Consider the following 11,648-nt stretch of genomic DNA (forward strand, 5'->3'; position numbering starts at 1 on the left):
AGCCCTCCTCAGCGGTGCTGTGCGTAGCGCGCGGGATCGGCGCGGAAGGCGTCGTAGGTGGCCCGCGATTCGAAGTGGTAGGTCGTGCCCTCGTAATCGTAGCGGTGGGGGGCGGAGAGGGTGTCCAGCGCCGCCCCGCTCACCGGGTCGGCGGCGGTGACCGCCACCACCTCGCGGAAGTGGACGCTGCCGTCCTCCAGCGCCGCGGCGGCGACCACCACTTGGCCGTCCTCGACCGTGTGCGCGATGGGGATGGGGTTGCAGCCGCCGGGCTTGCCGATGGAGGGGCGGAACAGGCGGACGTTGCAGGCGGAGCAGTAGACCTCGTCGCCGTCCTGGATGTAGCCGGCGTCGCCGCAGATGGTGCAGGCGTCGAAGACGACGGCGATGTGGGGGTGCTCCGGGTCGTAGCGGTTGATCAGGAAGAAGCGCACGCGGTGCCCGTCCCGGGCGACGTAGGCGAAGCGGTGCAGCGCCCCGTCCTTCACCGAATCGACGGGGATGCGCACGGTGCCGTCGGCGGCGGGGACCACCGTCTCGGCCGGCGACAGGCTGGGCGGCAGCGAGGCGTACAGGTCGTGGTACAGCAGCACCGCCGCCAGGACGGCGACCGCGGCGGCGGTGCCGCGCGCCCAGCGCGCCTCGCGCCGCACGGCGGCGCCGGCGCTGCGGCGCTGCGGCCGGCTGGCGGACGCGACGGCCGACCCGATGGCCGGCCGCGGCCGGCGGGCCCAGGCCAGCAGACCCAGCAGGGCGACCAGCGCCAGGTCGGCGTAGACCGCCAGCGGCACCAGCGCGCCGGCGCGCGCCAGCAGCGACACCCGCGTGGCCGACACCGCGAGCTGGCCGAGCTGGAGCAGCCCCAGCGCCACCGCCGCCGCCCACGCCGCCGCCTGGATCAGCAGCACCGCCGCCAGCACCGCCCACGCCGGCCGCCGGCCGGCGGCACGGCCGGCGTGGGCCGTCACCGCGGCCAGCCCGGCCAGCGCCGCCGTCCCCAGCAGCAGCGCCCCGCTGTTGAGGACGAGGCCGGTGTTGAGCACCGACGCGGCGGTGAAGCTGGTGTCGGCGACGGCGTCCAAAAAGTCCGCCCCGGCTCCGGCAGCGACGAGAGCCAGGGCCACCGGCGCCAGGCGGGGCAACACCACCACGAGCACCGGCGCCAGCAACGCGCCGCCCAACGCCACCGCGCGCCCCGCCGTTGCCGCGTCCGCGGGCAGCGCCCAGCCCAGCACCAATCCCGACAGGACCGCCGCGACGACGGCGCGGCGCCCGCCCGCCATCGCCGCCAGCAGCCCGGCGGCGGCGGCGACCGGCACGAAGGCGTGCGTCAGGGCGACGAAGTAGGTGACCATGGCGGCGTTCCCGGAGCGTGGTCGCGGCGGCCCCCCACCCAACCTTCCCCCACTGACGCGGGGGAGGGCTTATTCCTCCCCCCGCGAAGTGGGGGGAGGTTAGGAGGGGGGGCCGACCCGACCACCCCCTCACTTCTTGATCGGCACGTAGGTGAAGGCGTAGTCCACGTCGAAGGGCTGGAACCATTTGCCGACGCCGCTGGCGTGGTCGGTGTGGCGGCCGAAGCCCTGCTTGGAGGGCGGGTCGATGCGGTAGGTCAGCTTGTAGTTGCCGGTGCCCGGCATCTTGATGTTCGCCCCGTAGTGCGGGCCGTCCACCGCCACCATCGGCATCAGGGTGCCGGTCAGCACCTTGCCCGTGTCGACGTTCTCCAGCCGGTAGGCCACCGTCAGGTAGGGCACCCATTCACCGGCGCCGAAGCCCGAGGGGTTGCCCTGCTCGGCGTGGATGTCGGCCTCCAGGTGGATGTCGGCCTGCGACGCCGGCAGGTCGATGCCGTGCGGGTCCATGTCGATCGGGTTCAGGTAGACCGCGGCGACCTCCAGCTTGTTGAGGCTCTGGGCGTCGCCGATCGGGAACTCCTTGAACTCCTCGGCGCGGGCGGGAAGCGCCAGGGCCAGGGCGGCCACGGCGAACGGCAGCAGGGCTTTCATCGCGATGTCTCCTATGGTTCGGACGGTCCTCACGCCGTGCGGCGCAGGGCCAGCGGCAGCGTCGCCAGGGCGGCGAGGACCAGCAGAAGCTGCGGGCCCAGGGTCTGCCAGTAGGGGAAGATGCCGAGCAGCGGCACCTCCGGGACCCCGGCCACCAGGGTCGGCGACAGCACCTTGCCCTCGATGAGCTCCATCACGCCCTTGCCGGCGAAGACGAAGGCCATGGCGTAGAGCAGCGCCCCGGTGACCAGGAAGAACGAACGGATCGGCACCCGCGCGGCGGAGAAGCGGACCGCCAGGTAGATCGCCGCCAGCCCGACGCAGCCCAGCGCGAAGCCGCCGGCGATGCCGGCCAGCCCGGCGGTGTCGGCGTCGAAGGCGAGCGCCTGGTAGAACAGCACGGTCTCCGCCCCTTCGCGGTAGACGGCGAGGAAGCTGGTCAGCCACAGCGCGGTCAGCGAGCCGGTCGACAGGGACTGGTCGACCTTGCCCCTGATGTAGGCCGTCCACCTCTGCGCCTCGGCCTTCGACACCAGCCACCAGCTCATGGCGAAGAGGATGGCGGCGGCCAGCAGCATGGTGGCGCCTTCCAGCACCTCCTGGCTGGCCGCCGAGGCGTCGAGCAGCCGGTTGAGGACGACCGCGGTGGCGACGCTGGCGGCGAGCGCCACGGCGACGCTGTTGACGATCACCCGCTGCTTGTCGGCGTTGCCGGTCTTGGCGAGGTAGGCGAGGATGGCGGCGACGATCAGCATCGCCTCCACCCCCTCGCGCAGGATGATCAGCAGGGCGTAGAGGAACAGCGCCTGGGGCGCGTCGCCGCCCTCCCGCAGCAGGGCGACGGCGCGCGCGAAGTCGCGGGCCGCGGCGGCCTGCGCCGCGTCGAAGGCGGCGGCGTCGGCGCCCTCGCCCATCAGCGCCATCAACCGGCTGAAATGGCCTTCGAGCGCCGTCTTGAAGGCGGCGTCGCGGGCGCCGATCCGGCCCTCCATGCCCGACGCCTCGAACAGGTCGAAGTAGGTGTCCTGGACCAGCGCCTTGGCGGCCGCCGTGCGCCCCGCCTCGTGCAGCGCCCGCGCCTCGGCGAGTGCGGCGGTGACGTCGGCGGCGACCGCCGCCCAGTCGCGCTCCGGCGCCGCCGGCTCGGCGGCCGCCGCCATGCCGTCCAGCAGCGGCACGCCCGGCAGGGTGCGCCGCAGGTCCTCCGCCAGCACGGCGACGGAGGCGCGCACCATGCGCGGCGGCTTGCCGTCGCGCACCAGCTCGCCGATGCGCTTGAACTCGGCGTTGTACTCGCCGTCCTGGCGTTGCGAGACGTGGCGGCGCACCGCCGTCTCCAGCAGGGAGTTCTTGTAGCCGTCGAACTGCGCCCGGGTGATCAGGGCGCGCGCCTCGTCGGCCCGGCCGGCCTCGTAGGCGGCGGCCGCCGTGTCGAGCGTCGCGGCGATGCCGTCGATCACGCGCGCCCAGTGCGGCTCCATCCGCCGCTCCGCCGCCGGCAGCGCCGGCTCCGGGGCCGGCGCTCCGGCGGCGCGCTCGGCGCGCAGGCGCACGCCCTGCTCGAGGGCCGGCAGCACCCCCTCCAGCTCGGCGATCTGGCGGCGCACCAGCGCCTCCACCTCCGCCGGCGGCCGGCCCTCGACGATCATGCCGCGGATCCCGCCGAAGGCCGCCTCCAGCTCGATGTTGCGGGCGGCCGAGACGTTGACCCGGATCGGCCCCTCCAGGTTCTCGAAGATCTCGAAATAGGATGTCTGGACCGCCTCCTTGGCGCCGTCCGCGTCGCCGGCGCGGTAGCGGGCGACGGCGTCGTCGAGCAGCGCCGCGATGCGGTCCACCATGCCGCGGTAGTCCGGACCGTCCGCCGCCGCCACCGCCGCGGCGCCGCCGAGCACGGCCAGCCAGAGCGCCAGGGCCAGGACGGCCAGCCCGGCGCCGCGGCCGGCGGAGCGGGCACGGACGGTCGCGGGGACCGGGGACGGGCGGGAGAGGGTCGGCACCGGGGGCATGGCTTCCGCTTCGGCTGCTGCGGAGCGACGGCGCACCGCGGCGCCAAGTACACGCCGGTGGGCGCGTCCTGAGAATGCGACTGATTGTCACTTTCATGCGTGGGATGCCGCCATGCGCGCACGGCATGGGTGCGGCCCGGCGGCGGCGTCGGAGGCCGCCGCCGGGCCGGCGCCGCGGGCAAAGAAAGGGCGGGCGCACGGTCGATGGAGCCGTGCGCCCGCCGGAGGTGGAGAGCGAGCCGGGCATCGCGGACGGCGTAACACCGATGCCCGGCGGCAGTGCGGGGGACACTGCTTGCAATGATGCGGACGCGGAGCAAACTGCCAGAATAGCATGCCCGGGACCGGCCACCGCGGCCGGTGGTTCCGCGGCCCCGGACATGCCCTGGAGGAGCGTCGCCCGGCGCGTCGTTCCGCGTCCGCACACCGATCTCAACAAGAGGGGGGGAAACCGGTGCGGCGGCGCGGACGCGATATGGCGATGGGTGCGGTCCGGGTGATCGGGCGGGGCGTCCGGCGCCGGGGCTTCCTCCTCCGGCAATGACCATGGGAGGTAGATCGCTGGCGTGGCGGTGCTGTTGACGCAGGCGACGGCGTCCGTCCGACGCAGGGCCGGGGGCGGATTGCACCAACGAAGAATATGCGACTGATCAGGTGGATGGAGGAGTTCCCGTGCACGGAGTTCAACGTTTCCGCATCGACGCAGGCCGAGCCCGCGCCGCCTGCCAGCGCTCGGACGGCGCGGGGGGTGCGCAGCGCGTTCTCGTCGTCGACGACCATGGCCTGGTCCGCCGCGGCCTCGCCCTGGCGATCCGCGTGAGCAACGCCGGGTGCACCGTCTACGAGGCGGGCTCCCTGGCCCAGGCCCGGCGTCTCGTCCACAGCATCCCCGACCTGTCGGCCGTGCTCTACGACCTTCACCTCGGCGACGCCGACGGCGTGCCCGGGCTGAAGGCGATGCTGGAGGTGGCCGGCGGTGTGCCGGTGATCGTCGTCTCCGGCTCGCTCGACGCGCAGACCGTCGGCGACTGCCTGCGCGCCGGGGCGCGGGGCGTGCTGCCCAAGAGCTGCAGCGCCGACGTTCTCGACCACGCGCTGCCGCTGGTGCTGGGCGGCGGCGTCTACGCACCGCTGGGGCCGCGCGACGTGGCGTCGGCCCCGCCGCCGCGCTCCGCCCCGTCCGGCCGCCTGTCCGAGCTGACGGAACGCCAGCGCGCCGTCCTGGCGCTGCTGATGGAAGGCCAGTCCAACAAGGAGATCGCCCGCGCGCTGGGCGTGCTGGAGGGGACGGTGAAGGTGCATCTGCGCGCCATCATGCAGAAGCTGCGGGTGCGCAACCGCACCCAGCTCGCCCTGGTCGCCGCCCGCTCCGGCGCGCGGCTGGACGCCTGAGCGGTCCGCACGAGGGCCGCCGTTTCGACGGGCCCGGCGGGGCCCGACGCGTCGTCCCGGCGTCAGGCGAACCGCTTGGCGCCGGCGACGCACAGCACGACCAGCCCGGTGACGACGATCATCGTCCAGCCCACCGGCTCGCCGAGCAGCACGCCGGCGAGCACCAGCCCGAAGAAGGGCTGCAGGAGCTGCAACTGGCCGACGGCGGCGATGCCGCCGATGGCCAGGCCGCGGTACCAGAAGACGAAGCCGATCAGCATGCTGAAGACGGAGACGTAGGCCAGGCCCCACCAGGCGGGAGGCGCGATGGCGCTCCAGGCGCTCGGCCGCGTGGCGAGCGCCAGGACCGCCATGACCGGCAGCGCCAGGACGAGGGCCCAGCAGATGACCTGCCACCCGCCGAGCCGCCGCGACAGCCGCGCGCCTTCCGCATAGCCGAGGCCGCAGAGCACGACGGCGCCGAGCATCGGCAGGTCGCCGGCCAGCGAGGCCGGGCCGCCCTCGGCGACCGCGAAGCCGGCGACCAGCAGGCCGCCGACGATCGAGAACGCCCAGAACGCCCGCTTCGGCCGCTCGCCGCCGCGCACCACGCCGAAGAGGGCGGTGCAGATCGGCAGGAGGCCGATGAAGACGATCGAGTGCGCCGCGGTGACGTGCCGCAGCGCCAGGGCCGTCAGCAGCGGGAAGCCGACGACGACGCCGAGCGCGACGACCGCCAACGCGCCGAGGTCGCTGCGGTCCGGCCGCCGCTGCCGCAGGACCCGGAGCAGCAGAAGTCCGAGGAGAGCGGCGATCACCGCGCGCGCGGACGTCAGGAACAGCGGGGCGAAGTCCGCCACGGCGACCCGGGTCGCCGGCAGCGAGCCGCTGAAGATCACCACCCCGAGAAGCCCGCTTCCCCAGCCCGTCAACGATGATCTCATGGCAGTCCCCCGACATGGCGCCGACCCGAAGCAGCGTGGCGTTGGCCGGGCAAAGCTGCTTAGCCGGAGAGGGCTGGCCGCGCCAGGGACAGTCCCGTACAATTTCGCCGAACTGTGTGGCAGACACGAACCATACACGGCGGCGAGGAAACCATGTCCGACCGACCGGCGGGAAGCCGTACCACCCAGGTGATGGACGCGGTCCGCGCCCAGATCGCGCGCCGCGCGCTGCTGACGGGCGACCGCCTTCCGTCCATCCGCGCCTTCGCCGGGACGATGCGGGTCTCGCCGTCGACCGTCGTCGAGGCCTACGACCGGCTTGCGGCGGAGGGGCTCATCCGTGCCCGCCGAGGGGCGGGCTTCTTCGTCGCCGACGCGGCGACCCCGCTGGTGCTCGCCGAGCTCGGGCCGAAGCTCGACCGCGCCGTCGATCCTTTCTGGGTGTCGCGGCAGTCGCTCGATTCCGGCCCGGGGCTGGCGAAGCCCGGGTGCGGCTGGCTGCCTCCGGACTGGCTGCCGGACGCCGCCCTGCGCCTGGCCCTGCGGACCGTCGCCCGGACCGGCGCGGAGGCGCTCTGCGAGTACGGCCCGACGCGCGGGTCGCTGCCGCTGCGGCGGTTCCTGGCCCGGCGCTTCGCCGGCGAGGGGCTGCAGACCGGGCCGGACCGCATCCTGCTGACCGGCTCCGGCACCCAGGCGGTCGACCTCGTCTGCCGCCTGCTCGTCAGGCCGGGCGACGCCGTTCTCGTCGACGATCCCTGCTACTTCAACTTCCAGGCGCTGCTGCGCGCCCACCAGGCGACGATCGTCGGCGTCCCCGTCTCGCCGGCGGGCCCCGACCTGGCCCGCTTCGCCGAGGCGGCGGCGGCGCACCGCCCGCGCCTCTACATCACCAACGCGGCCATCCACAACCCGACCGGCGTGACGATCACGCCGCAGACGGCGCACCGCCTGCTCAACCTGGCGGCGGCCCATGACGTGACGATCGTCGAGGACGACATCTTCGCCGACTTCGAGCACGAGCCGTCGCCACGCCTTGCGGTGCTCGACGGGCTGGTGCGGGTGATCCGCGTCGGCAGCTTCTCCAAGACGGTGTCGGCGGCGCTGCGCTGCGGCTACGTCGCGGCGCGGGCGGACTGGATCGAGGCGCTCGTCGACCTCCAGGTCGCGACGAGCTTCGGCGGCGTCAGCCCGGTCGCCGCCGGCGTCGTCCTGTCGGTCGTCGAAAGCGGCGCCTACCGCCGGCATCTCCTGGCGCTCCGCCGCCGGCTCGACCGTGCCCGGCGGGAGGCCGCCGCGCGGTTGCGGGCCGTCGGCGTCGTCCCCTGGCACATGCCGAGCGGCGGCTTCCAGCTCTGGTGCCGCCTTCCCGACGGGCGGGACGCCGCCGACGTGGCCCGCCTGGCGCTCCGGGACGACGTCGTGCTGGCCCCCGGCGACGTCTTCAGCGTCTCCCGCACCGCGCCGGCCTTCATGCGGTTCAACGTGACCCAGATGGACGATCCGCGCGTGTTCCCGTCCCTGGAAGCGGCCTTGGCGGCCGCGAAGGCGGGCCGCTGAGGGGCGTCCCGGAGCTCCGAACGCTGGGTGACGCCATGCCCCTCTCCCACAAGGGGAGAGGGGCTTTTCGCAACCTCGGCCCATCCGTCCGGCGCCCTGCCGTCGTCCGGGGCGGCTTGTGGCGCCGGCGCCGCCCCCACTATGCTGCGGGCATCCCTTCCGCTCCCCGCAGGCGCCGATGTCCAGCACCGATCCCCTGCCCGCCGACTTCGAGGCGCTGATCCGCTACATCCAGGAGAGCCGCGGCCTCGACTTCCGCGGCTACAAGCGCAGCAGTCTGGAACGGCGCATCCGCCGCCGCATGGAGGAGGTGAACTGCGACAGCTTCGCCGACTATCACGGCTTCCTGGAGGCCCATCCCCGGGAATTCGTCGAGATGCTGAACACCGTGCTGATCAACGTCACCTCCTTCTTCCGCGACAAGGAGCCCTGGGAGGTGCTGCGGACCGAGGTCGTTCCCCGCATCCTCGAGCGCAAGGGCGAGCGCGGGGCGGTCCGGGTGTGGAGCGTCGGCTGCGCGTCCGGCGAGGAACCCTACTCGCTGGCCATGCTGTTCGCCGAGGCCATGGGCGTGGAGGCGTTCTGTTCGCGGATGAAGATCTACGCCACCGACCTGGACGAGGATGCGCTGAACGCGGCGCGGCACGCCGTCTACGCCCCGCGCGACGTCGAGAGCGTGCCGACGCCGCTGCTGGAGAAGTACTTCGAGCGGACCAGCAACCACTACGTCTTCCAGCGCGAGCTGCGCAAATGCGTGATCTTCGGCCGGCACAACATCGTGCACGACGCGCCGATCGGCCGCATCGACCTGGTGGTGTGCCGCAACCTGCTGATCTACCTGGAAGGCGAGACGCAGAACACGGTGCTGCCGCGCCTCCACTACGCCCTGGTGCACGACGGCTTCCTCTTCCTGGGCAAGGCGGAGACCCAGCTCGCCCGCTCCAAGCTGTTCGAGCCGGTCGACCTGAAGAGCCGGATCTTCCGCAAGGTTCCCCAGGAGTGGCGGCGCAGCATCGGCAGCGGCCCGGCCCTGGCGCCCGACGCCCAGGCCGCTCGGGCCGCCCGGGCCGGGCAGCAGAACCGGCTCCTGGAGAGCATCGTCGACGGCGCCGCGGCCGCCTATCTCGCGGTCGACGTCGACGGCAACCTGACGTTCGCCAACGCCACGGCGCGCCGTCTGCTCGACGTCGGCGAGGCCGACATCGGCCGGCCCTTGCAGGACCTCGCGGTGTCCTTCCGCCCGGCCGAGCTGCGCAGCCGTCTGGAGGAGGTCCAGAAGACCGGCCGCCTCGTCCGGCTGGAGCACCAGGAGTTCCTGCGCCCGCCCGCCGACCCCATGCGCCTGACCATCGACGCCGCCCCGCTCTACGGGCGCGACGGCAAGACGTTCGCCGTCCTGTTCACCTTCACCGACACCACCCGCACCTACATGCTGCAGCAGGAGCTGGAGGCGGCGCAGGAGAGCCTGGAGACGACGATCGAGGAGCTGCAGTCCTCCAACGAGGAGCTGGAGACGACCAACGAGGAACTGCAGTCCACCAACGAGGAGCTCGAGACGACCAACGAGGAACTCCAGTCCACCAACGAGGAGCTGGAGACCATGAACGAGGAGCTGCGCTCCACCAACGAGGAGCTGGAGGTCGCCAACGAGGAGCTGCGCCGCCACGGTGAGGAGTCCGGGGAGTACCGGCGCTACGCGGATTCGGTGCTGCGCAGCATGGACGTCGGCATCGTCGTTCTCGGCCGCGACCTGACGGTGCAGTCCTGGAACCGCTGGAGCGAGAACGTCTGGGGCCTGCGCAGCGAGGAGGTGGTGGGGGAATCGCTGCTCGACCTCGACATCGGCCTGCCCGTCGCCAAGCTGCGCGGCGACCTCGCCGGCATCCTGGAGCGCGACGAGCCGCAATGCCGGATCGATCTGCACGCCATCGACCGCCGCGGCCGCCACATCGATTGCCGGGTGCAGATGTCGCCGCTCCTCTACGACGCCAAGGAGGTGCGCGGCGTCGTCCTGATCGTCGAGGACGTCACCGAGCAGCGCCGGGCGGAGACCTTCGCCGACTATCTCGGCCGCGTCATCGGCCAGTCCCTCAACGAGGTCTATTTCCTCGACCCCACCACCCTGCGCTTCCAGCTCGTCAACCGCGGCGCCGAGGTGAAGCTGGGCTACACCGTGGACCAGCTCCGCCAGTTCGCGCTCCACGAGCTGATGCCGGAGGTGACGGAAGCCGACTTCCGGGCCCTGGTGGCGCCGCTGCTGTCGGGCGAGAAGGAGGAGGTCGTCTTCGAGAGCTGGATGTCGTCCCGCGACGGCATGCCCCATCCCGTGAAGATGTGCCTGCAGCACCTCGGCCGCGAGCAGCCGCCGATCCTCGTTGCCATTGTCCACGACACCCGCGAGCGCACCCGCCTCGGCGCCCCGTCGACGGACGCCGAGGAGCCGGCGTGACGGGGGCGGGTCGGGCGGGGGCCGAACGTACGGCGTGACCGCAATCGGCTGTTTAGCCTCTCCCACCCCGGGCTGTCGTGTTCACACATTGCGCTGGAACGATCGGCCAAGGACGTCCAAGAGCCCCTCTCCCCTTGTGGGAGAGGGGCTTTTTCCGCGCCCGACCCGTGGCTTGGGCGGAACGCATCAAATGGCCCACCCCGGGCGAGGGAGACGTCCAGCGTCTGCCGCAGCCGTGAAAGTTGCCCGTAGCGGCCTCAGCCGTCCGTGCCGCTCGCCTCGTTCGCCTTCTCCTCCAGCGGCACCACCCGCGACAGGACCGAGCGCAGCAGCTCCACGGTGGTGCGGGCGTCGTGGCGGTGCTCGTCCCACTTGGTGGCGACCCGGGTGCGGCCGGCGCTGCGGGCGTGCTCGGCCAGGCGCTCGTACAGGTTCACCCGGTCCTCGTGGGTGCGCAGGGCCACCCACAGGGCGCGTTCCACCTCCTCGCGCTGGGCGGCGGTCAGCGCCTCGGCGCTGAAGGCGTGGCCGACCTGGCAGCGGAAGCGCAGGAGCGGCCCGTCGGCGATCTCCGACAGGCCGCCGCCGCAGTCCGGACAGCTCAGGGTGGTGGGACGGCCGAGTGTCTGGGTGTCGTCGCTCATCGTCGTGAATTCCTTCTCCGCGACCTCCGCTTCGCGGACGATGTCGGCCGGCACGGGGACGGGCGGCCCCGGCGGCTCGTGGATCAGCCGGCACAGGATGTCCGGCAGGTCGGCGAGCGCCGCGCAATGATCGACGGCCACGTGGGCCAGCGCGTTGCGCGGCATGCCCGGCCATTCCGCGTCGGCCGGGTCCTGCACCACGGTGCTGCCGCCGCAGCGCTTGATCGCGTGCAGCCCGGCCGTGCCGTCGTCGAGCAGCCCGGTCAGCACGACCCCCACCACCCGCGGTCCGAAGGCGACGGCGGCCGAGCGGAACAGCGGATCGATCGCCGGGCGGGTGCGGTTCTCCTTGGGGCCGCGGCGGACGAGCACCCGGTCGCGCTTCACCAGCAGGTGATGGTCCGGCGGCGCCACGTGGACATGGTTGGGCCGGATCGGCTCACCGTCCCGCGGGTGGAACGCCGGCAGCCAGCCGCTGCGGGACAGGATCGCGGGCAGGACGCTCATCGCCTCCGGCGCCACGTGCTGGACGACGAAGACCGTGGCCGCCGTGCCGGCGGGCATCGTCGCGAAGAGCGTCCGCAGGGCGGCCACGCCGCCCGCCGAGGCACCGACGACGAGAATGTCGTGACCCTTCATGGTGGCCTCAACAGCGGCCGGGG

Annotated in this window: 8 protein-coding genes; 3 read left to right on the forward strand and 5 right to left on the reverse strand. The window is 73.1% G+C overall.

The genetic code is table 11. The annotated features are described in order from the left end of the window. Positions 1-8 precede the first annotated feature (8 nt). The 3 genes from ACSBPG_RS16785 to ACSBPG_RS16795 form a co-directional block, all read right to left on the reverse strand. Positions 9-1,355, reverse strand: coding sequence for a Fe-S-containing protein (locus tag ACSBPG_RS16785; RefSeq protein ID WP_435538340.1), 1,347 nt, complete (start codon positions 1,353-1,355; stop codon positions 9-11). Positions 1,356-1,484: 129 nt separating this feature from the next. Next, positions 1,485-2,009: an iron transporter gene (locus ACSBPG_RS16790; RefSeq protein ID WP_435538341.1), complete on the reverse strand. Its 525-nt coding sequence runs from the start codon at positions 2,007-2,009 to the stop codon at positions 1,485-1,487. A gap of 29 nt (positions 2,010-2,038) precedes the next feature. Then, positions 2,039-4,018 carry an FTR1 family iron permease gene (locus ACSBPG_RS16795; RefSeq protein ID WP_435538342.1) on the reverse strand — a complete coding sequence of 660 codons (1,980 nt, stop codon included), beginning with the start codon at positions 4,016-4,018 and terminating at the stop codon, positions 2,039-2,041. Between the two features lie 672 nt (positions 4,019-4,690). Between ACSBPG_RS16795 and ACSBPG_RS16800 the strand changes: the two genes are divergently transcribed. Continuing rightward, a complete protein-coding gene (locus ACSBPG_RS16800) occupies positions 4,691-5,410 on the forward strand; it encodes a LuxR C-terminal-related transcriptional regulator (protein WP_435538343.1) in 720 nt (239 codons plus the stop codon). Between the two features lie 62 nt (positions 5,411-5,472). On the opposite strand, the gene ACSBPG_RS16805 is transcribed toward ACSBPG_RS16800, so the two are convergent. Then, positions 5,473-6,333 carry a DMT family transporter gene (locus ACSBPG_RS16805; RefSeq protein ID WP_435538344.1) on the reverse strand — a complete coding sequence of 287 codons (861 nt, stop codon included), beginning with the start codon at positions 6,331-6,333 and terminating at the stop codon, positions 5,473-5,475. Between the two features lie 153 nt (positions 6,334-6,486). On the opposite strand from ACSBPG_RS16805, the gene ACSBPG_RS16810 reads away from it, so the two are divergent. Next, positions 6,487-7,893 (forward strand): PLP-dependent aminotransferase family protein, encoded by a 1,407-nt coding sequence (locus tag ACSBPG_RS16810; protein WP_435538345.1) that lies wholly within the window; start codon positions 6,487-6,489, stop codon positions 7,891-7,893. Between the two features lie 178 nt (positions 7,894-8,071). Further along, positions 8,072-10,342 (forward strand): CheR family methyltransferase, encoded by a 2,271-nt coding sequence (locus ACSBPG_RS16815; protein ID WP_435538346.1) that lies wholly within the window; start codon positions 8,072-8,074, stop codon positions 10,340-10,342. Between the two features lie 257 nt (positions 10,343-10,599). On the opposite strand, the gene ACSBPG_RS16820 is transcribed toward ACSBPG_RS16815, so the two are convergent. After that, a complete protein-coding gene (locus tag ACSBPG_RS16820) occupies positions 10,600-11,625 on the reverse strand; it encodes a chemotaxis protein CheB (protein WP_435538347.1) in 1,026 nt (341 codons plus the stop codon). Positions 11,626-11,648: the final 23 nt, after the last annotated feature.

The organism is Azospirillum sp. ST 5-10 (assembly GCF_051225715.1).
Taxonomy (GTDB): Bacteria; Pseudomonadota; Alphaproteobacteria; order Azospirillales; family Azospirillaceae; genus Azospirillum.

Bases quoted from the DNA above. Each gene is read 5' to 3' on its own strand.
- ACSBPG_RS16785 (WP_435538340.1), bottom strand. From the start codon at position 1,355: ATGGTCACCTACTTCGTCGCCCTGACGCACGCCTTCGTGCCGGTCGCC.
- ACSBPG_RS16790 (WP_435538341.1), bottom strand. From the start codon at position 2,009: ATGAAAGCCCTGCTGCCGTTCGCCGTGGCCGCCCTGGCCCTGGCGCTT.
- ACSBPG_RS16795 (WP_435538342.1), bottom strand. From the start codon at position 4,018: ATGCCCCCGGTGCCGACCCTCTCCCGCCCGTCCCCGGTCCCCGCGACC.
- ACSBPG_RS16805 (WP_435538344.1), bottom strand. From the start codon at position 6,333: ATGAGATCATCGTTGACGGGCTGGGGAAGCGGGCTTCTCGGGGTGGTG.
- ACSBPG_RS16810 (WP_435538345.1), top strand. From the start codon at position 6,487: ATGTCCGACCGACCGGCGGGAAGCCGTACCACCCAGGTGATGGACGCG.
- ACSBPG_RS16815 (WP_435538346.1), top strand. From the start codon at position 8,072: ATGTCCAGCACCGATCCCCTGCCCGCCGACTTCGAGGCGCTGATCCGC.
- ACSBPG_RS16820 (WP_435538347.1), bottom strand. From the start codon at position 11,625: ATGAAGGGTCACGACATTCTCGTCGTCGGTGCCTCGGCGGGCGGCGTG.